The 25000-nt window shown below is 41.4% G+C and carries 20 protein-coding genes; 1 reads left to right on the top strand and 19 read right to left on the bottom strand.

Annotation, left to right across the window (positions count from 1 at the left end; all coding sequences use genetic code 11):
• Positions 1–46 precede the first annotated feature (46 nt).
• The 14 genes from JBW_RS21215 to JBW_RS21280 all read right to left on the bottom strand — a co-directional run bounded on the left by JBW_RS21215 (position 47) and on the right by JBW_RS21280 (position 19731).
• Positions 47–1306, bottom strand: coding sequence for a saccharopine dehydrogenase family protein (locus JBW_RS21215; RefSeq protein ID WP_007960155.1), 1260 nt, complete (start codon positions 1304–1306; stop codon positions 47–49).
• 29 nt (positions 1307–1335) lie between these two features.
• Positions 1336–2439 (bottom strand): carboxynorspermidine decarboxylase, encoded by a 1104-nt coding sequence (nspC, locus tag JBW_RS21220; protein WP_007960154.1) that lies wholly within the window; start codon positions 2437–2439, stop codon positions 1336–1338.
• Positions 2440–2689: 250 nt separating this feature from the next.
• On the bottom strand, positions 2690–3106 hold the full coding sequence (locus JBW_RS21225) for a MarR family winged helix-turn-helix transcriptional regulator (RefSeq protein WP_007960153.1): 417 nt from the start codon (positions 3104–3106) through the stop codon (positions 2690–2692).
• Positions 3107–3324: 218 nt separating this feature from the next.
• Positions 3325–4731, bottom strand: coding sequence for a PTS mannitol transporter subunit IICB (locus tag JBW_RS21230; RefSeq protein WP_007960152.1), 1407 nt, complete (start codon positions 4729–4731; stop codon positions 3325–3327).
• Positions 4732–4980: 249 nt separating this feature from the next.
• Positions 4981–6372, bottom strand: coding sequence for a tryptophanase (locus tag JBW_RS21235; RefSeq protein ID WP_007960151.1), 1392 nt, complete (start codon positions 6370–6372; stop codon positions 4981–4983).
• A 289-nt stretch (positions 6373–6661) separates the two neighbouring features.
• On the bottom strand, positions 6662–8263 hold the full coding sequence (locus JBW_RS21240; RefSeq protein WP_007960150.1) for a sigma-54 interaction domain-containing protein: 1602 nt from the start codon (positions 8261–8263) through the stop codon (positions 6662–6664).
• Positions 8264–8434: 171 nt separating this feature from the next.
• Entirely contained in the window at positions 8435–10399 is a 1965-nt protein-coding gene (locus JBW_RS21245) for a methyl-accepting chemotaxis protein (protein ID WP_007960149.1), read from the bottom strand.
• A 233-nt stretch (positions 10400–10632) separates the two neighbouring features.
• On the bottom strand, positions 10633–11907 hold the full coding sequence (locus JBW_RS21250) for an MFS transporter (protein ID WP_007960148.1): 1275 nt from the start codon (positions 11905–11907) through the stop codon (positions 10633–10635).
• 92 nt (positions 11908–11999) lie between these two features.
• Positions 12000–13160, bottom strand: coding sequence for an iron-containing alcohol dehydrogenase (locus JBW_RS21255; RefSeq protein ID WP_007960147.1), 1161 nt, complete (start codon positions 13158–13160; stop codon positions 12000–12002).
• A gap of 110 nt (positions 13161–13270) precedes the next feature.
• The gene (locus JBW_RS21260) at positions 13271–14248 is read right to left on the bottom strand and encodes a hydroxyacid dehydrogenase (RefSeq protein ID WP_007960146.1); all 978 of its coding nucleotides are present in this window, start codon (positions 14246–14248) and stop codon (positions 13271–13273) included.
• Between the two features lie 140 nt (positions 14249–14388).
• Positions 14389–15264 (bottom strand): 4-hydroxy-tetrahydrodipicolinate synthase, encoded by an 876-nt coding sequence (gene dapA / locus JBW_RS21265; RefSeq protein ID WP_007960145.1) that lies wholly within the window; start codon positions 15262–15264, stop codon positions 14389–14391.
• 45 nt (positions 15265–15309) lie between these two features.
• Positions 15310–16311 (bottom strand): 4-hydroxythreonine-4-phosphate dehydrogenase PdxA, encoded by a 1002-nt coding sequence (gene pdxA, locus JBW_RS21270; protein WP_007960144.1) that lies wholly within the window; start codon positions 16309–16311, stop codon positions 15310–15312.
• A gap of 64 nt (positions 16312–16375) precedes the next feature.
• A complete protein-coding gene (locus tag JBW_RS21275) occupies positions 16376–17863 on the bottom strand; it encodes a four-carbon acid sugar kinase family protein (RefSeq protein ID WP_235334090.1) in 1488 nt (495 codons plus the stop codon).
• Positions 17827–19731, bottom strand: a complete 1905-nt coding sequence (locus JBW_RS21280; RefSeq protein ID WP_007960142.1) for a sigma-54-dependent Fis family transcriptional regulator — start codon at positions 19729–19731, stop codon at positions 17827–17829. Before JBW_RS21280 ends, JBW_RS21275 begins: the two co-directional genes overlap by 37 nt.
• A gap of 259 nt (positions 19732–19990) precedes the next feature.
• On the opposite strand from JBW_RS21280, the gene JBW_RS21285 reads away from it, so the two are divergent.
• Complete coding sequence (locus tag JBW_RS21285) at positions 19991–20491, top strand: methylated-DNA--[protein]-cysteine S-methyltransferase (protein WP_007960141.1); 501 nt, start codon at positions 19991–19993, stop codon at positions 20489–20491.
• Positions 20492–20982: 491 nt separating this feature from the next.
• Here the strand turns inward: JBW_RS21285 and JBW_RS21290 are convergent, their stop codons facing one another.
• The 5 genes from JBW_RS21290 to JBW_RS21310 form a co-directional block, all read right to left on the bottom strand.
• The gene (locus JBW_RS21290; protein WP_052697342.1) at positions 20983–21318 is read right to left on the bottom strand and encodes a hypothetical protein; all 336 of its coding nucleotides are present in this window, start codon (positions 21316–21318) and stop codon (positions 20983–20985) included.
• Positions 21319–21326: 8 nt separating this feature from the next.
• The gene (locus JBW_RS21295) at positions 21327–23387 is read right to left on the bottom strand and encodes a host specificity factor TipJ family phage tail protein (RefSeq protein WP_007960138.1); all 2061 of its coding nucleotides are present in this window, start codon (positions 23385–23387) and stop codon (positions 21327–21329) included.
• A gap of 98 nt (positions 23388–23485) precedes the next feature.
• A complete protein-coding gene (locus JBW_RS21300) occupies positions 23486–23899 on the bottom strand; it encodes a C40 family peptidase (protein ID WP_007960137.1) in 414 nt (137 codons plus the stop codon).
• Position 23900: 1 nt separating this feature from the next.
• Positions 23901–24518 (bottom strand): DUF1833 family protein, encoded by a 618-nt coding sequence (locus JBW_RS21305; protein ID WP_007960136.1) that lies wholly within the window; start codon positions 24516–24518, stop codon positions 23901–23903.
• Positions 24519–24566: 48 nt separating this feature from the next.
• Positions 24567–24881, bottom strand: a complete 315-nt coding sequence (locus tag JBW_RS21310) for a hypothetical protein (RefSeq protein WP_007960135.1) — start codon at positions 24879–24881, stop codon at positions 24567–24569.
• Between the last annotated feature and the right edge of the window lie 119 nt (positions 24882–25000).

Here is a 25000-nt window from a genome sequence, read left to right on the forward strand (position 1 = left end):
CCTCTTGTGAATACTTTTAGTATCCATAAGAGGTTCCCCTATATCATCAAACAGACTCTAATGATTCAATTATCGGCGGTGTAAAGGCTACTGGAGCTTCATTAATTTCAGTAGGTAAGCCCATTGTATCAAGTAAATCAATAAACGGCTTTGCCTCTAGTTCTTCAACATTTACCATATGTTTTACATCCCACTCACCGCGGGCAACTAACATCGCTGCCGCTGCTACTGGTACCCCTGCTGTATAGCTGATTGCCTGGGATTCTACTTCTTGGTAACACTCAGCATGATCACAAATATTATAAATAAAGATTGCTTTTGGTTCATTATTCTTGGTTCCGCTGATGTAATTGCCAATGCAGGTTTTGCCAGTATAACCAGGAGCTAAGGAGGATGGGTCTGGCAGTAAAGCTTTTAATATTTTAAGAGGCGCGATCTCCACACCTTCTGTTATTTTCACTGGTTTTTCCGAAGTAAGACCAATATTGGTCAAAACGGAAAATACATTAAGGTAATGCTCGCCAAAACCCATCCAGAAACGAATGGAATTTGCGTCAATATTCTTAGATAGAGAATGCAGCTCATCATGTCCTGTCAAGTATACGGGACATGATCCCACCACAGGAAAATCATAATCTACACGTATGGAGTGAACTTTCTGCAGCACCCATTTACGATCTATCCAAGTCCATACCTTTTTAAATTCTCGGAAATTAATCTCTGGGTCAAAATTAGTGGCAAAATACTTGCCATGACTGCCAGCATTAACATCCAAGATATCAATTGTATCAATGGTATCAAAGTATTCCTTTTGCGCTAATGCACACCAGGCATTTACTACACCAGGATCAAAGCCAATACCTAATATTGCCGTAATCCCTTTTTCAGCGCAGCGTTCCTTGCGTTTCCACTCATGGTTCGCATACCAAGGCGGATTTTCGCAAACCTTATCCGGCTCTTCATGAATTGCTGTGTCCATATACACGACACCAGCTTCAATACATGCCTCTAAAACGGACATGTTAATATAGGACTGACCTACATTAATAACAATTTCTGATTTGGTCTCTTTGATTAACTCCACCAAAGATGGAATATTCAAAGCATCTACTTCTCGTGAATACAGTTTCTTTGTTGAATCTTTTAAGTGACCTTTGCGCAGTATACTTTCGATGATTGCCTCACACTTTTGCTGGGTCCGAGAAGCTATGCAAATATCCCCTAAGACATCGTTGTTCATCGCGCACTTATGAGCAACTACATGAGCCACTCCCCCAGCACCTACAATTAAAACATTTTTTTTCATTTTTTCCTCCCTTACTTGTAATACAATTTTTATGATAAACTATTTAAGAAATCTGCATAACTAAATCTGCGGATCACTTCTACAGTATCATCCAACCTCCGCACAGCAATAGCTGGCATCTTAAGCCCATTGAACCAATTCTTTTTTACCATCGTATAACCGGCCGCGTCCGCAAACCGAATTTCACTGCCAATTTGCAGTTTATCTTGGAAATGATAGGTGCCAAAAACATCTCCCGCTAGGCAAGATCGGCCGGCAACCATATATTGATACTTTCCGGTATCGCTCTCATCTATTTTGGCAGAAAGACTATATATTAATAAATCCAACATATGTCCTTCCACAGAAGCATCAACAATGGCAATGTCCATTTCATTATGAACCAAGTCAACCACGCTGGTAACCAGCTCTGCACAGCCAGTAATCGCACTTTCACCTGGTTCTAAATATACCTGAACATCAAATTCTTTAGCAAAATCATCTAATTTTTTGCTGAAAGTTTCGATTGGGTACCCTTCTTTGGTGAAATATAATCCGCCGCCAAGACTTACCCATTGTAATTGTTTCAGCATATCCCCATAGTATTCACCAATGAAGTCAAGTTGCTTTGAAAAAGTATCCACATCATCATTTTCACAGTTATAATGAAACATCAAACCACTAAGACGATGAAGCTGCTGTGCCAATACTTGCTTGTCAACAACTCCCAGCCTTGAATGCTTACGTGCTGGATCGGCTAAATCAAAATGAGAATGGCTAATTCCCGGATTGACGCGCAAACCCAATTTAGCTGATTTGGCCACATCGTAATATCGGTCAAGCTGGGAAACAGAATTAAAAATAATTTTATCAGCAAATTCGGTTACAGCCAGGATATCCTCCTGGGAATATCCCACACAATACGCATGGGTCTCCTTACCGAATTTTTCATGTCCTAGACGTGCTTCATACAGAGAGCTGGATGTGGTGCCATCCATGTATTGCTTCATCAAATCAAATACACTCCAGGTGGAAAAGCATTTTAGGGCCAATACTGACTTGGCTCCAGAAAGCTGACGCACTTGCTGAATGATCTGCAAGTTCCGCAGCAGTTTTTTTTCATCAATCAAATAATAAGGCGTGGCAATTGTCATTTTTAAAAGCTCCTGTTTATAAATATTATTTTAAAATGAGCTACCCAAGCTCAAAAAATGATCTTATGTAAAAGTATATTATTTAAAGATAAATACTTATTTTTTGCATACTATAATTTTCTACGACACTAATAATAGCAAAATCGCGCGCATTTGTCGATTATTCTTTAAAAATAATCGAAATTTATATTTAAAAGTCGTTTGTCGCCGAAATGGTGTGATTTACTAGTCATCATTGCTACTATTATTACTACTGGCAACGTTCAGGATTGTCGATAATCTTTTTGGTAAGTCCGATAAATTGCTCTTTCTCCTGTGGCTCTAATGTTGATAACAGCGAACGAAAAAACAACTGGTCTTCTTCTATATGTTTTCTTCCAAGATCTCTTCCACTAGAAGTGCAGTATAAATAAACAGCCTTTCGATCCTTCTCCGTCCGTTCTCGCTTAACAAGCCCTTTGTTCTCCAAACGACTTACAATTCCAGTTAACGTAGAGGGTTTAATACAGTAGTGTTCGGCAAAATCATTGAACCTCCAAGGATCATCTGTACGTATATGCTGCAGTACATATAACTCTTTGCCCGAGAGTCCTGTTCGCTCAAACTGCCTTATTTCCTTTTCTTTAAATATATGAATTAGTTTATGAAGTATCTGAAACTCCTTCACCCAACAACCTCCCTCTTTTGTTTAATACTTCATGCGTATAATACGTTTTAAGTATTACAATCGTATACTAAAGTTTTCTTCACGTCAAGTACTGCAGGATCCATTGTGATGCATAAGAAAAAAGTTCACGCTAGTTACATTGCCAGCGTGAACTTTCTTTTTATGTTACGTAGTCAGGAACGATGTATGTCTGCGACTTCAAGTGAGGAAGAATTAGCTTATGACAAACGTTTTACTAACTGGTCGTATTCAGGGCTGTTTAAAAAGTTTTCAATCGAAATATGTTCTGCCGTCGGCAGTTTCGTTTTTGCACGTTCGGTTAACGTTCTTTGGGTAATAACAATATCAGCATCGCTAGGAAGTTCATTGACTGCCGTATTGATAACAGCAATGTCTATGCCCGCTTCTTTAAACTTCTTACGAAGAATCGTAGCTCCCATAGCGCTAGACCCCATGCCCGCATCACAAGCAAATACCACTTTATTTACTTTTTTAGAAACAGTTTGAGTAACTTCTACTTTATTGCCTTTGAGTTCTTGTACTTTTGCAGTGGCTTGCACTAATTCGTCTTCATCTGCAACCTGATTGCTCATTTTAAGAATTGCAGAGGCAATGAAAAATGCTACGGCTGTTGCAACGGCAACACCTGCTAATACGGCTAAGAGACCGCCTTTAGGAGACATTGCAATCAATGCGAAAATACTGCCAGGAGCAGGCACAGCAACCAAACCAGCACCTAAAGCTTGGAAAGTCAGAGTACCAGAGACACCACCACCGATAACAGCTAATAGTAAACGAGGATTCATCAGGATATAAGGGAAGTAAATTTCATGAATACCGCCAAGGAAATGAATGATAATGGCACCCGGTGCAGATTGCCTGATACTTCCTTTACCTGCAAACCAATATGCCAGCAATATGCCGAGACCCGGCCCTGGGTTTGGTTCCAATAGGAAGATAACAGATTGCCCTGCTTTGGCTGCCTGTTCCATTCCAATAGGGCTTAAAATTCCGTGATTTAAAGCATTATTCAGGAAAAGAATTTTAGCAGGTTCAATGAATACATTTGCTAAAGGTAATAATCCAGCATTTACAACGGCTGCTAAACCAGCTGACAATGCTGCCGTAATCCCTAACATGATAGGGCTGACACCAACAAATGCCAAGACTGCAAGAACACCGGCAACAATACCAGCTGAAAAGTTATTGATTAACATTTCAAAGCCAGCAGGAATGTTGCCTTCAAATGCTTCATCAACCTTTTTAATGGCCCAGCCGCCGATAGGGCCCATTAACATTGCACCCAAAAACATAGGCTGGGTCGAACCAACAATAATACCCATAGTGGCAACGGCACCAACTACTCCGCCTCTGGCATCGTAGACCATTTTCCCGCCAGTATAACCAATCAGTAAGGGCAGCAGATAGACAATCATGGGTCCGACTAGTTTTGATAAGTTTTCATTTGGCAGCCATCCTGTTGGAATGAATAAAGCAGTAATAAATCCCCATGCGATAAAAGCTCCGATATTGGGCATTACCATTCCACTAAGAAACCTTCCGAACTTTTGAATCGTCGCGCGTGTTCCTAAACCATCTTTTTGCTTCGCTACAACTTTCTCCACTTGGCGTTCCTCCTTTAAAAATGTAAATATAATGTTCTATTTGCATCATATAATACTTATATATGCTTTTCAAGAAAATCAAAATTCGATTTCGTCATAGGACTTGTTGACATTTTTATAATATTCTCATTTTAGTCAATAAAACGAATCGAACCACAAAGACGCAAAGGGCACTAAGGGTTAACAAAAGGACTGCCTCATTACGATTTAAAAAATATCGTAACAAGGCAGTCCTTTTGTTAGTTTTTCCTATTCTTCAATTGGGACTAGTGATGCCTGGAAATGTCTAAGGATGGGCGGTTCCCATGTGATTTTATAACCATGCTTGATCTCATGTGCCCTTTCTTTGATGGCAATAAGGGCATCAGCCATTACGTCAAAATGAGCCTGGGTATATACGCGGCGGGGAATAGCCAAACGAGTAAACTCAAAATCCGCATGAAGCTGTTCTTTGGTATCAGGATCATTCCCCAGCATATAGGAGCCGATATCACATGTACGAATTCCTGCTTCCTTATATAGCTCAATCGCAAGAACCTGACCTGGAAATTCATAATAAGGCAGTTGGAGGAACATCGCCTTAGCATCTACGAATACACCATGACCCCCAACTGGCGACTGATAAGCAATTCCTGCATCATCCAAGCGAGCTGCCAAATATTCCATTTGACCGATACGGTATCGCAGATAATTTTCATCCAGTCCCTCGTAAAGCCCCAGAGCCAAAGCTTCCAAATCACGCCCAGAAAGACCTCCATAAGTGGTAAAGCCTTCAAAGGAGATACAGCGAGCCTTAATAGGCAGAATCAACGGAGAATCAGCATCCTTAATACCAATAAGCCCCCCCATACTTACTACACAATCTTTCTTGGAAGACATGGTAAACATATCTGCACAGGCAAATATGGTTCTGACAATTTCCTTAATGGATGCATCTTTAAATTCTTCCTCACGCAATTTGATAAAGTAGGCATTCTCAGCATAACGGGCAGCATCGATATCCAGAAGGATATTGTATTTTTTGCAGACAGCGGCTACGTCGCGAACATTTTGCACAGATACAGGCTGACCACCGGCAGAGTTGTTGGTAACGGTTATAACCACCAATCCGACATTTTCAGGACCATATTCTAAGATGATCTTCTCCATCTTTTTAACATCCATATTCCCTTTGAAGGGAGCTCTCTTAGCGGGGTCTTTTGCTTCTTCAACAACGCAGTCTATGGCCCTTGCGCCGCAAAGCTCTACATGTGCTCTCGTCGTATCAAAGAACATATTAGAGATCGCCACTTTACCCTCGCTTAGTACTGTACCAAAGAGAACTTTTTCCGCTGCACGTCCCTGATGAACCGGCTGAATAAAGCCATAATTGAAAATATCCTTTCCGGCCTCGACCAGTTTGTAATAACTAGAAGATCCCGCATAGGCTTCATCGCCTCTCATAATGCCAGCCCACATTTGATCAGACATGGCATTAGTACCCGAATCCGTTAGAAGATCAATATAAACATCTTGCCCAGCAAGGTTAAACAGATTATAATTGGCTTCTTTGATTTTTTCTTCTCTTTCTTTTCGAGTGAGCATTTTGATAGGTTCTACCATTTTGATTCGAAAAGGTTCCGGAATATATTTAACTGCCATCACAAATTCCCCCATTTTTTAATGTGTTGTCACTTTTATACTGCTCTGCCTTGACAATGAATCAATGAATTCTTTTACATCTTTTATATCATGCAACTCTCATGCCAAATCAGTTTAAGTGGGAATTTAATAGCATATTGAACATTCCGATAATTTTTCTTGATACGTTTTCTTCTCAGCTGATAAAAAAACGCACCAAGTTAGCCCCCTAACGATGCAGTTCTTCTTTTTTTACGATAACTTGTTTCTTAAACCGAAAGGCCACCAATAATGAATATAAATATATCTTTCAAATCTTATATGCCCGAATTTTATTTAATATCGTGGTATTTGATACTCCTAAAACTTGTCCTGCTAATCTTGATGAAGGGTGTTTTTCTAAGACCTTCATAATGACTTCTTTTTCAATACCGGCAACAATATCTTTTAGCGAAGGCCATTCACCTTCAAGGGGAATCTCAATTTGCAGTGTTTGCTCATTGCGTGAGATATTCTTTCTGCTATGACTGTAAGCAGTGATATCGGCCCAAGCGAAAAGATGATCTGGTCTAATTTCAGCAGCATCAGTCAAATTAATCAAACGCTCCAGGGTATTTTCCAACTGCCTTACATTGCCGGGCCATTCTTGCTCCATCAAGAGAGCTGCGCTTTCTTTTGCCAAATACATTTCTGACTTATTCAGTTTCGTACAGATTTTTCGGATTAAATGCTGGGCAAGCAAGGGAATGTCCTCGTTTCTTTCTCTCAGGGGCAAAATAATCAATGGGATCACATTCAGCCGATAATATAAATCCTCCCGGAATTTACCCGAACAGATTAATTCTTCCAAATTACGATGGGTCGCGGCAATAATCCGCACATCCACCGCAATCTCTTTACTCCCCCCCACTCTGCGAATAGTGCCTTCTTGCAGAGCGCGCAATAACTGAACTTGCAGTCTCTGGGATATGTCTCCAATTTCATCCAAGAACAACGTACCATTGTCAGCCTGTTCGAAAAGTCCCTTTTTTCCTCCTTTGACAGCGCCGGTAAAAGCCCCTTCTTCATAACCGAATAATTCGCTTTCCAGAAGGGTATCCGTCAATGCTGTGCAGTTGATAGCGATAAAAGGATTCTCACACCTGAGACTGCCCGTATGAAGAGCTGTTGCAAATAATTCTTTGCCAGTACCGCTTTCCCCCCGCAGCAAAATGGTTGAGGAGCTTTTAGCTACGGTTTTGGCAACGGTTATGAGTCGAGCCATTTGGGGACTTTGATACACAATATCATCGAAAGTAATCAAAGGACGGGTTTTATCCGATTGCAATAGTATATTTTTTACTTGATGAAAATCTTGAACGGTAGAGACCGCCCCGATAATTTCTCCCTGATCATTTTTCACTGGAACACTGCTGAAGAGAAATTGTATCGTCCTGCCATCCTTCTGAATCTTTCGCTCTCTTAAGCGGTACGTATGTCCCATCTGTAATGTTTCGAGAATAGATGGGTTTTTTCCCAGCAGTTTTTCCACTTGTAAGCCGACGACCTCATCTGGAGTACAATTGAATATTTTACATGCAACTTGATTAATATGGGAAATTTCACCTTGCCCATCAATGGCAAGCACCCCTTCGCTAACGGAATTGAGAATGGTTCGTAATTTATGCTCCTTTTCTTTATAAGGCATTTGACTGCGGAATGTAACGGATTGAATATTCTCTAATGTTCTTAAGTCGGCAACGAATTCTTGAACTTGCATTGGAGAATCACACTGAAATTGAAGAACCATTCCATAGTTGGGAATGACCTCCATGGCGATTTTATCAATATGATGTTCTTCGGTAATCTGAAATATTTTATACCCTAATCCCGGACAATTAATAAAATTAATTTGTATAATATATTCCTGCATTGTCTGGTGCCGCCTTTCATGCCATAGTATTCAAAATTTTGTTTTAAAGAATTCCCATTTTCCACTTAGCTTATCAATAGACTACACCGCAAAAAATACCTGTGATCTACTGATAAGGTAGATTACAGGTATTTTCTATAAAACAAATGTTAATTCCTACTACACAGTCTGCTAAATCTGGAAATTACTAACTGCTACTTGTAACTCGTGAGCCATTTGGGCAAGCTTCTGACTTGAAGCTGCGATTTCTTCCATAGAAGCAGCCTGCTCTTCTGTTGCTGCCGAAACGTTCTGTACCTCTCCTGCTGCGCCCTTCGTTAATTGATCAACCTGCTGTACCGAAAGCACAACGTGTTGACTGTCACTTGCCAAATGCCCGATAACGGCTGATATCTCCCCAACCTGAACTGACAAGTTTGTTACCATCACAATGATTTCTTGGAAGCTGTCGCCCGCTTCATTTACAACTCCGGCACCAGCCTTAACCTTCGTCGTACCTTCTTGCATAGCGACTACAGCTTTGTCTGTCTCACTTTGAATTTCGCCAATCAGATGAGCAATTTGTTTTGCCGCCTCCTGGGATTGTTCCGCCAATTTGCGAACCTCTTCAGCAACGACTGCAAAACCGCGCCCCTGCTCACCTGCTCTCGCCGCTTCGATCGCTGCATTTAAAGCTAAAAGATTCGTTTGACCTGCAATTCCAGAAATCGTATCAACAATTTGTCCTATTTCTTTTGACCTTTCACCCAGTTGCGCAACAGCCATAGCCGAAGCACTAACCGTATGTTCAATATCCAGCATTTGCTTAACAGCGCCTTGTACTGACCTGCCGCCTTCCTGGGCTGTATCGACGGCTTTAATCGACTGCTCTGATACCCCACTAGCATTCTTTGCAGCCTGCTGAATATTCTTCGACATTTGTTCTATTACAGTGGTTACCTCACTCAGTACATGATATTGCTGATCCGTTCCTTCTGCCACCTCCGTTATGGATGATGCAACTTGATTCGCAGCCAATGCGGACTGTTCAGCACTGGACGTTAGTTCTTCCGATGCTGCGGCCAACTGATGAGCATTCCCCTGCACCTGACCGACTAGTTTTTTCAAATTAGTTACCATTGTAGCAAAAGCGGCAGCTAGCAGGCCGATTTCATCTTTGGAAGATATCTCGATTTTCTGGGTAAGATCACCCTGGGCAATCTGGCTCGCCAGCTTCTGCATCTTTAAGATTGGTTCTGAAAAACTTTTGGCAATAAAAAAAGCTAATATCCCCACTAACACCAATACCACCAGCGTTACCAATCCCATCATAACTAATAAAGAATGGGTTTTCTCTGTTATAACAGTATAAGGTACCTCCAAACATATCAGCCAGCCTGTTCTATCATCATAAGTATACGTAACTAATTTTTTACCTGTCTCTTTATCCTCCATAGTTGCAAATCCGCTTTTCTTCTCAGATAAGCCTTGTTTTATAAAACCTACTTCACTCATATCGACACGATCTTTGACCAAATTTTGATCTGGATGAGCCAATACTTTACCTTCACCATCAATTACATAAGCAACCGTACCATCATTAGACAATTTCGTCACAAATTCACTTATTTTCGTGAGGGTAATTGACCCCTGCATGATTCCGATTATCCCGCCTGCTGCATCTGCATCACGAACAGGCGTTACAAGGTTAATAACAAAACGATTCGAGTTTTTGCTAAAAACAACTCCTGATATTACTTCATCTTGCCCCTTGAGCGCTAACTGATAAAAAGGACGCTCCCAAATGTTAGCAACCGGGATATTGTCACCACGTACAACCTGATTTCCTTTTACATCGTCAAGGGCAAATGAGTTTTCTGGATACACCTTCTGAACCTGAACCAGAAATGTTTTTATCTTAGGTACATCAAAAGACTTTACCGTTGGATTGGCAGCTATTGTCTTAAGTGCAATAAAAGATTTATCAAGATATCCATTAATTTGCAGATTAACTTCAATTGCGAGTTCCTTGCATTGATTAATTGTTTCTTTCTCTAGTTCCGCACTTAAATACCGTATTGAAATAACCGACAATAGTATGAGCGGTATAAAACTTATTAATATCATAATGAGCAATAATTTCTTTTTAACACTCATTTTGTGGATTCCTCCTATCAAATGTGATAGCAAATCTACTCAAAGTTATTTAAATATCCTTTATCCAGCAGTATTATTCAATCACTTCAATATTTAAGATACTGCATACCCTATAGTAAGATAAAATGCATCAGGTGGAAATCACCACCTGATGCACAGGCTAAGTCTGCAAGATACGTCAAAGCATTTGCTATATTAATCTAAATGTAGTTGTCCCTACTTGTTTATCTTTTTTACACCTCTATATGCTTAACTTTTCCCAGCAAGAATAGATAATTCAAAATACCAACAACCAAAAGTGCTGAAGAAAGGAGCAACGCCATAGTAAATGAACCGGTAGCTTGCAAAATTGCGCCGGTGACAATAGGACCTATCACTCCGCCCATATTAGAAACCGAATTTTGGAGTCCAGCAACCACTGAGGTCATATTTTTAGGTGCAACATCGCCGGGAAGCGCCCACACCTGGGAAGCAGCCACTGTCGTACCGGATTTTGCAATACATAAAAGTACGATGGCGGTTACCGCCGACTCCGCGAAAGCTGCCAGACCTATGCAAGATGCCATCAGAAGACCGCCAACTAAGAAGACCTTACGAGTAGCAGTTAAAGACAGCCACCCTTTTGACTGTACCTTGTCCGATGCCCAGCCCGCAGCAACTTCAACAAACATTGAGATTAACAGAGGCAGCATAGCTGCAAAACCCATAGCCAGCATTCCCATGCCTTTTTCCTTGATCAGATACGTGGGAAGCCATGTAATAAAGAAATAAGAAGTATAATTAATCATAAAAAACCCGATGCACATTGCCCAAATATTTCTGTATTTTAAAAGTTCGTACCATTTCATCGGCTGTTCTTTATCAAGACCTTCTTTTTTTGACTGTCCATCGCGAATGTATTTTAACTCAGCAGCATTGACACCTTTGTGTTCTTCGGGAATTTCTTTAAAGTACATGACCCAGATGATAGACCAGACAATCCCCGCCCCACCGATAATAACAAAAGTCATCTTCCAGCCAAATAAAGCAATAAGCCAGACAATAAGCGGCATGGCAACCGCTCCGCCAAATTTCGAACCGCTGTCAAAGAGCCCGCCAACAGTTGCCCGTTCTTTATCAGGAAACCATTTGGAAGAAATCCCTGCATTGCTTGGATACGCAGCCGCTTCGCCAATCCCAAGAGCTACGCGAAACCCTAGTATTGATTTAAACCCTGTTCCGAGTCCCGTTAAGGCTGTGGCGATCGACCACCAGGCTACAGCAAAGCCAAGTGTTTTTTTCTGTCCAATTTTATCAGCAAACCAACCTGCTGGAACCTGGAGCAAGGCATATGACCAAAAAAATCCTGACATGATAATACCCATCTGGCTTGGCGTTATACTAAATTCCTTAGTAATATAAGGAGCTGCAGCTGCAAGCACGGTACGATCAATATAATTAATAGCAATTGCTGACCACATTAACGCTGCAACAACCCATCGCACATTAGATTTTTTCTCTGTTGACAAGATAACCCCTCCATTATATGTATTGCTATTACGCTTATTACTTTCGCTTGTTCATAAACTTCCTTTTTATTGCAGGAAGGAAGCGGATTGAATTACAATAATTTTTTATAAATTGCCCTCATATCTTCTTTTGTTACCACTTTCGGATTGTTATCCAAAAGACGTGTTACCTTAGCCGCTGCCTCTATCAGATCGTCGAGGGCCGCTTCATTAATGCCCTTGGCCCGTAAATCGCAGGTAACATTCAAATCTTTGATTAAGGAATATAGGTTATCGATCATTTTCTCTGCAGCCTGTCTAGTGGTACTGCCGGAAATTTCAAGCTCCATTGCAACCGCTATATCTTTAAATTTCTCTTCGCAAACGTCCAAGTTAAACTTCATTACATCTGGTAACAGAATTGCATTGGATAAGCCATGGGGAATATGATATTTTCCTCCCAGAGGATAAGACAACGCATGTACTGCAGTGGTACTAGAAGTTGCAATCGAAATACCGCCAAACATCGCTCCTAAAAGCATATCTTCCCGGGCTGCTACATTATGTCCATCATGATATGCAGTGCGAATACTGCGAGAAATCAAAGTAATTGCTTTCAATGCAAAAGTGTCACTGAAAGGATTCGCTTTTTTAGAAATATAGCATTCAATGGCATGACATAACGCATCCATTCCTGTATTGGCAGTAATATGTTTCGGTAAATTAATTGTCATATTGGGATCTAAGATAACACAATCTGGTACCATCTTTTCGCTGACGATGCCAACTTTCAATTCCTCTTCTGGCACTAAAACGATGGCGTTTGGTGTCGCTTCAGAACCAGTACCTGCCGTTGTTGGAATCATAAGTGTTGGTACGCCGCGGCGTTTTATTTGCGCTTTTCCTTTCACCAATTCACGTAAATTTACACTGTTTGTAAGTAACAAAGAAACGATTTTTGCTGCATCCATGGAACTGCCGCCGCCAATGCCGATAATCATTTGGCATTCAAATTCCTTTGCAGCTTGGAATATTGCATTTACTTGATCTACCGTTGGTTCAGGCGGAGTATCATTGATTACATGGACATTCACACCTGCTCTTTCAAGTAAGGCTTTAGGATTGTCCACTAAACCAGAAGTCCAAACACCTTGGTCAGTGATAATCACTACATTTTTAGCTTCATAATCAGCTGCGATATTTGTTATTTGTTCAATACTACCTGCACCAGCAACGATTTTTCCAATATTCAGCAACGAATATATACTACTCATGATTACATTCTCCCATCATTTAATTATCAAATTTATGCTAAGGCTGACTTTTTTCTAAATAAAATATTTCAAGTTTCAGTTATTTCAAAAAAGTCGTATTTTAGCGAACATTATTGATTCCACCGAGGGTGTTCATAGGCCTTTGGATTGCATACGTTCTTCCAGCGTTCACCATTGATTACCGCAATCACGCCTTCTGCTGCCATGGTTGCTACACCTGAGGCTGCTTCTTTGGTCTGCCCTGCCATATGGGGAGATACGATAATATTGTCATACTTAAATAAAGGTTCATCAACAGTCACTGGTTCATTCTCAAAAACATCCGTGGCTGCGCTATGTATTTGATTCTCTTCTAACGCTTTTGCCAAAGCAGCTTCATCAATAATACCGCCCCGGGAGCAATTAATTAAAATGCCACTTGACTTCATTATTTTTAGCTCCGCTGCACCAATGAGATTTTTGGTTTTAGGTGTCAAAGGAACATGTAAAGAAATCACATCGCTTATTTTTAAAACCGCATTCAATTCTGTTTCATGCTGATATCCTTGTTCAGTGATTGCTTCCGGTGCAACAAATGGATCGTACACAACAACTTTCATTCCAACACCAGACGCCATCTTCGCAAGAACACTGCCAATATGACCATAACCAACCAAACCTAATGTTTTGCCATATATCTCAAAAGCTTTATAACTGCTTCGTATATTAAAATTACCTTTACGAAGCTCTCTATCGCTATGCACCATATCCTTCGCCGCAGCAAACATAAAGGCAAAAGCATGTTCGGCTACCGAACGAGTATTAGCGCCAGGAGCAATGACTACAGGAATACCAAGTTCCGTTGCAGCTTCTACATCCACATCGTCAACACCAACACCAGGACGTCCGATAACCTTTAAATTTTTTGCAGCCAGCATTGTTTCCCTGTCAATGGAGCCAATGCGTATGATAAGACCTTCCGCATCAAGCAATTCAGGCAGCATTGCCTTTGGATCACCATTGTTTGTTATGGCAACCTTTACGTTTGCTTTTTCTAAAACAGCCATTCCATCATCGTGTAATCTATGGGATATAACAACTTTTTTCATTTTTAGCGCTCCTTGTTAGAAATTAGAGGAATTAGAGTTATAAACATAGAGTCAATACTGTTTCCTAGTCATCTGGGCAACTCATTAACTCTATGCTCTTACTCTTTTATATTTAAAAACTACAGATTAGCCTTTGATTACTATTTGTACAATTCAAAAACTTTAAGTAATGCTGCATCAATTTCAGGTTTATTGCAATTTGAAGGTTCCCGGCCTGGACCAACTGGGTGCCCCAGTAAGTTGACCGCACGTTTAACAACAGAGTTTGGATTGCCCATTTGCATAACATTACGAAATGGTCTAATTTTCTTTTGTGCTTCATTTGCCTCTTCGATTTTACCCTGTGACCATAATTGATAGATACTCACCATTAATTCAGGAAATACATTAGAACAACCGGAAATCGCCCCTGTACCGCCTGCCAATAATGTCCATAGAATCAATGAATCACTGCCAGCTAATACACTTAAGCGCGGGTCGGTATTTTCAATGTATTTTAACGTATTGTCAAAATTACCGCTGCTGTCTTTGATACCAATAATATTTTCGTATTTCGCCAATTTTTTCACTGTGGTGTAATCGATATTATTGCCTGTTCTTGCCGGAATGTTATAAAGCAGGATTGGCAGATCAACAGCTTGGGCCACACTGCTGAAATGACGATATAAGTCATCTTGTGAAATGCCGGCAAAGTATGGAGAGATAATGGATAATACATCGACCCCTAGCTCTTTAGCAATTTTTGACAGCTCAATTGTTTCCTGTGTTGTGATACAACCAGTACCCGCATATACAGGTACTCGGCCTTTTACTTCATCAACCGTAACCTTAATGATTTCGATTTTTTCTTCTTTTGAAAATGCATAGAATTCGCCATTTGTCCCTAGAGCAAAAATACCGCTGATTCCTGCGTTAATTAAGCGATTAATTTGACTGCGCAGTTCCTTTTCATTGAATTTTTCCTCTGCTGTTAAGGGAGTAAGAATAGGAGCAATAATGCCTTCTGGCTTAAACATAATAATCATCCTTTCAGTTTGAATTTTTATAGTATTTGATCTATTTTAAAGATCGGCAAATTTTACTTTTGCCATCTTTGCACCAAGTAATAATGACTCAGTCATACTTTTTCCATCTGCAATCCCTTTGCCTGCAATATCAAATGCGGTACCATGGTCAACAGAGGTTCTGATGAATGGTAACCCGACAGTAACATTCACTCCTGTTTCAAAACCTAACACTTTAATGGGAATATGCCCTTGATCGTGATACATAACTACAACAATATCAAATCTTTCCCTAATTGCCGCCTGATAAAATACAGTATCTGGCGGTACCGGTCCGGTAACATCCATTCCCATTGCCTTTGCTTCATCAACGGCTGGTGTAATTTCCAGTTCATCTTCTGTACCAAACAAACCATGTTCACCAGAATGAGGATTCAGTCCGGCTACAGCAATCCGTGGCTTTACAATGCCCATCATTTTCAATGTATCATTTGCTAATCGAATGACACGCAGCACACGATCTTTTTTAACAAGATCACAAGCTTTTCTAAGCGGTACATGAGTTGTCACATGAATAACTTTAAGAGCCCCACCGACTAGCATCATGGAATAATCTTTTTGCCCGGATAAAGCCCCCAGTATTTCTGTATGCCCGGGATAATGACAGCCGCCAAGATTTAATGCCTCTTTATTTAAAGGAGCAGTGACAATTGCATGAATTTCTGCTTTTAGCGCATAGCCAACCGCTTTCTCAATATATTCATAGGCTGCTTTACCAGCTCTTCCATCAACTTGTGCAAAAGGCAAATCCAAGGGTAGATTATCTAAGTCAACAACATCAATCGTTCCATACGTTTTGCCAGCTAGACTTGGTTCTTGAACCGTCTGGCATTTTAAGTCCCCACCGACAATCCCGATGGCACGTTCCATTATTTTTTTATCGCCAAAAACCACGGGTCTTGCAATCTCATATATTTCTTTTGCAGCCAATGCTTTGACAATAATCTCCGGACCAATTCCCGCTGCATCACCCATGGTAATTCCTAATATCGGTTTCATCTGTTATTCCTCCTATCTTGTATATTTATCTAAGAACTCAGCTCATTTTCAAATCCATATAGGATTAAATACAGTTTAGTTTTTCATCCACTTTTCGCATTGCCTGTATGGATAGAACAAATGCATCTTCCTGACCAAAGGCACCCGCTTTTGTTACCACCTGTAAGCCATTGCAACAACCGCCGACCAATCGACCTAGAGGAATACCAACAGCAACTTCCTCCAGTATTTCAATAGCCTCAGCCCCTAAGGAACGGCAAACATGAATGGCTGTATCACCGCCAGTAAGAACCATCCCAGCCAATTGATAATCTGTTAACTGTATGGCAATATCACCTAAAGCAACCGCCGTTTGCTCACTCACTTCGGTACTGCTAAGTCCGCAAATTTTTCCCGCTGCTACAGCGGCAAGAACATCACAGTCATCAACCGCGCTGGCAATTACTATGTCTTTACCCTGCTCCAATTGTTTTTTCGCTTGTATTGTGCATTGCCTTATTTCTAGTTCTTTATCCTGGATAAGGTTGGCTACATTCATTTTTACTAGTTCAATATTCGGTAAATTCAGCGCTGTACTAATCTGTGCTTGGGTGACCTTACTCACACTGCCGGCAATCACCAGCACAGGTCCTTTTGCTGCAATCCCTATGTTTTTTTGCTCAGCGGACCATTGATAAAAATCTGGTAATTGTTCTGCCAAGCCTGCCGAACCTACCCACAAAACCTTATGATAGTCTTGTGTTGCTTTGACAATACGTTCTAAATGTTCATCCAATACTGCATCAAAAACGATCCATTTTTCACCACATTCCAGACATTGCTTAATGGCTTGTTTTACTGCTTCTAATCCTTTCATGACAACATGGAGTGAAATTAAGCCAATCTTACTATCGGTTTGTTTATGTAATAATTCCACAATCCGCGATTCATCTACTGGACTCTTCGGCGCATGAGCAATTTCAGTTAATTCGATTGGAATCTGGTCTAGCAAATGATATCCACCTACAGTTACCCTTTTATTACTGGGAAACGCAGGGGCAATCACAACTATCTCTGGTTGAAAGACCGTTGCCGTCGCTTCTATTTCAGCACCCAGATTTCCCCTCAGGGTGGAATCAATTTTTTTGTAGATGTTTTTTACACCACTATCCTGCAAAACTTCGCAAACTGATTTTACCCGGTCATAAGCCGCCGATGGTACAATATCTCTACTATCAGTATCTATAACAATCACATCAGCAGTTTCTTTCAGTATTTTTTCTTGATCAAAATCAATTCTTACACAACTGCTTATATTACGTTTAGAAAATTGTACTGCTGTATCATTTGCACCCGTTATGTCATCTGCAATAACCGCTAGTTTTATCATCTCTATCACCTTCTCTCTATTGCACCTCGCTGCTATGTATTGCAAACTTCGTGCCAACATGATTTTCCTTGATAATACTGGATTTATTTCTGCAACATAAAAAATACGTTGCATTTCTGCAACGTTTTTAGTGCAATATGCACGAATTATTTTTTTGCTGCTTTGGCATTTAATTTTCGCCATAAGGTAGTTCGATGAATCCCAAGCCTGGCTGCTGCCCGATTATAATTATATTCTTCTTCCCCCAGCACACGCAGTAAGATCTCATGTTCCACCATAGCCAAACTATCTTTCATCTCGCCTTTTTCGCGGCTTCCTTCTCCTACTGATTCGCCTTCTTCATCATAGGCTTCAATCATATCCTGTTTGCTAATAATTGGTCCGCTGCTTAAGAGCATAGCTCGCTCTATCGTATTTGCCAGTTGTCTAATATTCCCCGGCCAGCTGCGCTGCTTTAAATACTCTCTGGCTTCCAAATGAATCCCCGTAACCTTCCCATTGATATGTTTCATTTTTTTGATCATTTCTTTTGCAAGCAGCGGGATATCTTCTATTCTTTCACGCAACGTCGGCATATGAATACGCAGTATATTAAGCCGGTAATAAAGATCTTGCCGAAAATTCTTTTCTTCGATTAGTTTTGCTAAATTTTGATTGGTTGCAGCAACAATACGTACATCTACCGGAATAACGGTATCGCCCCCTAAATGCATCACTGCTTTTTCCTGTAATACACGCAGTAATCTTGATTGGAGGGATAAAGGCATTTCACCAATTTCATCTAAGAAAAGGGTTCCGCCATGGGCCAGTTCAAATAATCCTTGCCTGCCACCTTTTTTAGCTCCGGTAAAGGCCCCTTCCGCGTAACCAAACAATTCACTTTCCAATAAATTTTCAGGCAATGCTGCACAATTTACAGCCACAAAAGGCCCCTCAGCTCGGGTACTCACATTGTGGATACTTTGCACTAGCATTTCCTTGCCTGTACCAGACTCTCCGGTAATTAAAATGGTTGATTGCGTCAATGCATATTTCGCGGCCTTACGTTTTAATGCATTACAAGCTGATGATAATCCAACAATATCAGCCATTTTTATTCGGGCCACCAAACCTTTGGCATGTAGCTTTTTACGAACATTCTGTTCTAACTGCTGCAATTGTGATACATTTTGGAAGTTATAAATGCTGCCAATGATTTCACCTTTCACCTTGATTTGATTATATTTAATCGTCAATGTCTTATCACCAATGCGTTGTACATCAGCCATTTTCTCGCTGGAATCATCATTTCCTGCCAGCGAGAATTGGGGAATGACGGTTTGCAGCTGATTGCCGATAGCCTCCAAATGGGATACTTGGAAAATTTTTTCCGCCATTGGGTTAAAAATAGTAATTCGATCATTGGTATCCGTTGCAATAATACCTTCTGCTGACGTATCAATCACAGTGCCTAATAACTCTGCTTTCTCTTGTTCTTCACGCCGGATATGTGCAATTAATGCTGCTTCATTGATGGCTTTATAAATCGCTTCTTTGCCAGACTGAATCAATGCTCCCTGTACACCAATACGTGCCGCTATTTTCGTTGATATCGCATCACCAACGATGAGCTCTACGCCATTTTTTACTGCAGCAGCAATCTTTTCCGGAGCCTCATCTTCATTTTTTAAAGCAATTTCTACAAAAGTAATGCCAAGGAGCGTTGCTAAATCCTCACAGCCATAAATCACATTTTCAAACCCTGCAATACCAATTTTCTCAGGATACTCAGTGCTTTGCCTTAATGCACGCAGCACATCCATTACAGTGACTTGGATATGCACAGTAGGTATATTTACATTTTTTTTAATCAAGTTAGCCGTACCACCACGGCTAACAATTACTTCAACACCATCTTCCACCGCCTGCTTAACAATAGCAATGCATTCTTGCAGATCTCCCTTGACTACCTTAATGAGATGTGATGAATCAGCAAACCGTTCCGCTACCACTTCCTCTGCCAACTTTGCTAAATCCGCAAATGGCGCTACAAATAAAATCCTTGCCTCCACAATTGACTACCTCACTTTTAAATCCAGTAATTAACCATCAATCAAAAATCTTTCAACAAACAGCGCGCAGAATTTTCTATTACTCTTATACTAACCTGAAACTTGCTATCAAGTCAAAATAAGTAATACTTGAAATAGGAAGAATAGCAATCTATAATTTATTTATGTTTTTACCGCAACTAACAGAATCAATCCCAACAGATCAACCACCCATTTCGAAAGTATATCTACGCACCATTAAGAAGGAGCTGCTAAAAATATGATTTATACTTGCACAATTGATACTGCATTAGGCGCGATGACAGCGTCCGCTGAAAATGGAGCGCTCACCGGTTTATGGTTTATTGGACAAAAGTACTATCCATCCAAGACTGGTACATGGATGGATGAGTGCAACTATGCTGTTTTTGAGACACTGCGACTTTGGCTAGGAGAGTATTTTTCAGGTAAAAATTCCATGCCTGACCTTAAGATTGAACCTCAAGGAACTCCTTTTCAAAAAGCGGTTTGGGAGATCCTTTTAAAGATCCCCTTCGGACAAGTTACTACCTACGGTGAAATTGCCAAGAAGCTTGCCATTATGCGGGGACTACCTTCTATGTCTGCGCAAGCAGTAGGTGGCGCTGTTGGGCATAATCCTATTTCCATACTTATTCCATGCCATAGAGTCATCGGATCCAACAAAAGCCTGACTGGATATGCGGGAGGCATTGATAAAAAGAAAGCTTTACTTCAGCTTGAAACCCAGACGCTATTTTAGAACATCTTCATACTTTAGAATTTTACCTCATGTTACTATTTTTAAAAATAAAGTTGTATCTAAGCGCTTAATACTGTACTGTCTAATGCTGATCTGAAATCTGAAAGCTGGGAGATTCGATTAATTCTAGCAGCCTTTTTATTGTGTAAACGAATACCACATGCACAGCATATGGTATTCGTTTACACAATAAAAAAAGACGGATACCTTAATAGTATCCGCGTAAAGTTGAGTCATGAGATCTTTCTCAATCCGTCCTGCATGCCATGACTACTGATAACATCTGTATTCCAAATCATTTTTCATCACAGAAATTAGGGTCGCTTGCTTGATAGTCCATAAGGACAAGGATTTTTCAGTAGTCTGAGCAGTGAAACCATTCAAACTGTTTCTGCGCTGACTCATAAAAAGAACGTGCCAAAGTCTTTATTATTGATGATTCATATAAAAACCTCGATTGTAATATTTTTAGCATTATATGGAATGTCATTTTACTTTGCATAGGTATTATTATTCTTTAAATATTTATGAAACATTTCGATGTTATATATCATAGCTTCATATTCTGGAAACTCTGTTATTATACGATTTAAAAACTTAATGCAAAAATCTTTTCTTACAACAGGATTGTCCCTTAACACATCTTTATATGTCCATATATGTGAAAATCTCGTTTGTCTTCTAGCATTTTTCAATTCCATAAATGGTTTTATTTCTATACCTACTTTTTTTGCACACATAGAAAATAATCTTTGATCTGTAAATATTGAAAATACTACTTTTTTCTCTATAGGTGTACATTCTTTTAATGGATTTATATTTTTCATAAACCGTATCACTTGTTCGTTTCACCAAAGCTGTAGAGATCCCATTTTAGAGGAACTGTAGGCATCGCATTAGTAAGAGTGATAGTATCGGTGATGGTTTCCGACCTTACACCCTGCACGCCGACAGTTACAATACTTTGGACATCTTGGCATGTCGTTGCCGCCAAATTGGTAATCTGAATCGCCACGACATTGGATTTATAGGGTTCCAGCGTTACCTCGCGGTCCAGTTGCACCGTCGTGGCCGTTGCAGCTAGCAGCCGTCCAGAAAATCCCCACTGAGGCACATCATGGACCAGAAGAACCACGTCGTTAATTTGACAGGCGATTGCATCAATATCCGCGCTATGTTCCACTGTCCTCACCAGGTATTGATTGAGCCGCAGCCGATATTTGGCTTCCCGGTACGCCTGTTCGACGGTGGTAACGCCATCCAAGGTAATCTGGGTGATGTTAGGTTCCGTGGACTCATCATAATCGTCGGCATAAGCCGTGATGACGTCCTTCTCGTAGGCTTTGTCTTTGTTAGGGAAGGAAACTTCTATAGCGTTAGCCCTATCCTTCAGGCTGACGAAGGTTTCCTTGAATTTATCGGTAAGGATATTACCGACCGTGAACAGCTGCACCGGATCACCGGGCGCATCGCAGACACAGCCGAACTTGGTGCCCCGCATGATTACCTTGCCCCGGCCAACACCTTCCGGTTTCTGCAGCAACGTCCAAAGGACGTTCGCCGTATCGAAGATATAATTGAAGGTCAAGTTCCGATCTTCGCAAAAATCAGCCCATCTGACGAAATCCTGATACACCGCCCGCGACGTCTGAACACCTTGAACAACAAACTCGTAGTTGTCGGTGTGGATATTTTTGATCTGCCGGCAGCGGTGAATCATATCATAGGCTGCCCAGGCCGGATTCGTAGCTGATTTTTGCTCATATTTACTTGTTTCAGCATTCCATACCCAAACCTTCTCACGAGTCTGCAGCCAAGTTATAATTGGCACACCTCCGCTCAACTGGCTGGTTGCCAGTGCCTTGATGCCGATAAGCACCTTGCCAGGACGAGCAAAGTCGTCATACATGATGCTTGATAATTGCGTCCAATACACGCGGGTGGAGTACCGAGTACTAATACCGCTCTTATCTGTGCATTGGACTCTTACTTCATATTGGGCGGCGGTAAGGTTATCCAGGCGGTAAGTACGGAAGAAAGCCGTATTTTGGTGCGCATTAATTGTAGCAGTGGCAAAATAGGCCCAGTTTTCACTACCGACTTTTTGGTACTCAATCTTTACAGTAACAGAAGCATCTCCTAGGCTGCCGTCATCTTTAGCATAGTATAGACCATAAGGAAACTGCAGCGTGACTTCCAGTCCTTCCACTGCGCTTCCCTCGGTTTGCTGCGTGGCCCAGGTCCCGTCTTTGTTCAATTCATAGGCTAAGGACTGATCGTCATAGGTATCATTAAAATTAGAAATCGCCTTTTGATCATTGGTTCCTAACAGGGGCTCGGCAGTTACTTTTCTGTAATAAGAAATGGGATTGTCGTTAATACGGATATCGCTGATACTGTCAATTGGCCCTTCGCCGCCACACAGCAGGATATTCAGATACTGGTCTTCATTATCACTAGACACATGCTGGGCAAGTACCTGACCGGCTGTTCGCATGGTGCCATACGTAACGGCCAAGGCATTGCCCTGACCGGTCTGGGACTGGGCGTTGCCCCAATTATAGGATGGATTGACTTCGGCCGCGCGGTCTGCTTTGATTGGCGGGAACCAGTGATTGATGAGATTCCCGCCAATCATGTTGACAGCGCCGGCAGCCATATTGGCCCAGAAACCAGAAGCACCTCCAAATGTAGAACCCCAAGTGGTTCCCCAAGTTTTAGCTAAACTACCAGTAAAGTATCCCAATGCTAATGTCCCAATAATTCTAAACCAGCCCCGACCGCTTTTGCCGACAACCGGACAAACGGCCAGCCAGTCATCACTATTTACCAGCTGCGCTTTCGCATCTTCCACAACATTGCCGTTTATGCTGACAATATAGTCTTCCAGCCCCATAATGTAAGGCTGAATATATTCATACGCCGTTCTGCCGGGAATATATTCTTGGGCATGGACTTCTTTGTCACTGTGGTTGAACAGATTTTTCAGAATCGTTATTGTAATAATGCCATCACCTCCGGTACATAAAATCCTTCAATACGTTTCGCCCAGGCGAGGCTGTCGACACGGTCAATGTTGACACCAACTCCCTTGCGTGTATGGATAAACCGGCCGTTGCCAATGTAGACCCCTGTATGGTCGCAGTACACAGCAAAGCGGATAACAACAAGCGCAGGAATGGGGATTTCTCCTTCACACCTGCGCCAAAATTGCTTTTGCTCATTTACTTCACTGTGAATCAAACTAGCTTCTTCACAAGATATTTTATAGTCGGGCAGTTCCACCCCGTAACGCCGAAAGATTTCCGTAGATAGTCCCCAGCAGTCCAAGCCAGTGGTTGGGTCCCGCCCGCCGTCGACAAACGGCAAACCAATAAGATCAGTAAATGTTATATTCATCGTATTCATACTAGGCGTACAACCCTCCTTCCGGGATAATGGGTTCGCCGCCGTAGCGGACCGAATTGCCTCGGTTGCGGCAGGATTGCAGCGTGCCGTCACACTCCGCCAAGGACCCATTATATCCGCACTCGATTCCCTTGTACTGATCGCGCCAGGCGCAAAAACTCTTCAACACCCGTCTAGAAGGGAACCGACGTTGAATGGATATTTCGCAGCCAAGGTAAAAAGTAATCCATTTGCTGTCACAGGTCGTCGATTGCACGGTAAAGATTTCTTCTAGCTCGGGCGAAGTACTGCTCAAATGCTGGGAATGAACTACCCGCAGTATTACCATCGTACCGGTCAGGCCGTTGTTATCCTCTACATAAGCCTGGACAGTTTGCGTAATATTCGAAATCTGCAGTGGTACGGACTGCGGTCTACCTTTGTTATCCTCTGTGATGTCGCCGAGTTTAAAATTAAACGCGGTCCACGTATAACCATTCCAGATGATGTCCTCGTTATTGCGCACCAGTCGCATAGGTTCATCAGAATCCGGGATGGCAACCTCCACCAGTAAAAGCCACACACCGTCACTAGAAAGCTGACTTTTCTCAAGCATACCGGCAACTGATAAATTCAGCATATTACACCTCCTGGATTGTTATGCTACCGGAATAGTAACCCGGCGCCGCTAAATCGAAACTAATGTCTTCACCTTTGAACCGAACGGAAAACAGCTTGCCGGAATATGAGTCATTGACAACGGTTGGATAATACCAGTCAAAGGCCAAACTGCCGCCGTAAACCGTACTGCGGTAAAAATCGCGCAAGATCGCGTAATCGCCGGCCGGCAAGCCGTCCATTTGAGAGTAAAGTTCTGCGGCACCCGAGTGAACTTAGCCCGAGAAATGACCAGCCCGTTTTCCATTTCGGACTGTAATGAAGGATCTTTAATTTTGGTGGTAAATGGGTATACCGGTTGTTGGATATTTGGAAATTGTGCCATTGTTTTTTCCTCCTTTATTTTTTTAGATTAATATTGATATTAAAAACCAATTTTGCATATGCGCCAAATGAGCAACAGCTACTTAATGTTGCGCAAAACATCCCTTTTAAATCCAAAGT

Origin of the sequence: Pelosinus fermentans JBW45 (assembly GCF_000271665.2) — a bacterium.
GTDB lineage: Bacteria > Bacillota > Negativicutes > DSM-13327 > DSM-13327 > Pelosinus > Pelosinus baikalensis.

Excerpts from the sequence above, each read along its gene's own strand:
- JBW_RS21285 (WP_007960141.1), top strand. The coding sequence starts at position 19,991 with ATGATTTATACTTGCACAATTGATACTGCATTAGGCGCGATGACAGCG.
- dapA (WP_007960145.1), bottom strand. The coding sequence starts at position 15,264 with ATGTTTAAGCCAGAAGGCATTATTGCTCCTATTCTTACTCCCTTAACA.
- JBW_RS21290 (WP_052697342.1), bottom strand. The coding sequence starts at position 21,318 with ATGAAAAATATAAATCCATTAAAAGAATGTACACCTATAGAGAAAAAA.
- JBW_RS21310 (WP_007960135.1), bottom strand. The coding sequence starts at position 24,881 with ATGGCACAATTTCCAAATATCCAACAACCGGTATACCCATTTACCACC.
- JBW_RS21235 (WP_007960151.1), bottom strand. The coding sequence starts at position 6,372 with ATGGCAGTTAAATATATTCCGGAACCTTTTCGAATCAAAATGGTAGAA.
- JBW_RS21260 (WP_007960146.1), bottom strand. The coding sequence starts at position 14,248 with ATGAAAAAAGTTGTTATATCCCATAGATTACACGATGATGGAATGGCT.
- JBW_RS21215 (WP_007960155.1), bottom strand. The coding sequence starts at position 1,306 with ATGAAAAAAAATGTTTTAATTGTAGGTGCTGGGGGAGTGGCTCATGTA.
- pdxA (WP_007960144.1), bottom strand. The coding sequence starts at position 16,311 with ATGAAACCGATATTAGGAATTACCATGGGTGATGCAGCGGGAATTGGT.
- JBW_RS21240 (WP_007960150.1), bottom strand. The coding sequence starts at position 8,263 with ATGCAGGAATATATTATACAAATTAATTTTATTAATTGTCCGGGATTA.
- JBW_RS21300 (WP_007960137.1), bottom strand. The coding sequence starts at position 23,899 with ATGAATACGATGAATATAACATTTACTGATCTTATTGGTTTGCCGTTT.
- JBW_RS21295 (WP_007960138.1), bottom strand. The coding sequence starts at position 23,387 with ATGGGGCTGGAAGACTATATTGTCAGCATAAACGGCAATGTTGTGGAA.
- nspC (WP_007960154.1), bottom strand. The coding sequence starts at position 2,439 with ATGACAATTGCCACGCCTTATTATTTGATTGATGAAAAAAAACTGCTG.
- JBW_RS21255 (WP_007960147.1), bottom strand. The coding sequence starts at position 13,160 with ATGAGTAGTATATATTCGTTGCTGAATATTGGAAAAATCGTTGCTGGT.
- JBW_RS21245 (WP_007960149.1), bottom strand. The coding sequence starts at position 10,399 with ATGAGTGTTAAAAAGAAATTATTGCTCATTATGATATTAATAAGTTTT.
- JBW_RS21305 (WP_007960136.1), bottom strand. The coding sequence starts at position 24,518 with ATGCTGAATTTATCAGTTGCCGGTATGCTTGAGAAAAGTCAGCTTTCT.
- JBW_RS21275 (WP_235334090.1), bottom strand. The coding sequence starts at position 17,863 with ATGGCGAAAATTAAATGCCAAAGCAGCAAAAAAATAATTCGTGCATAT.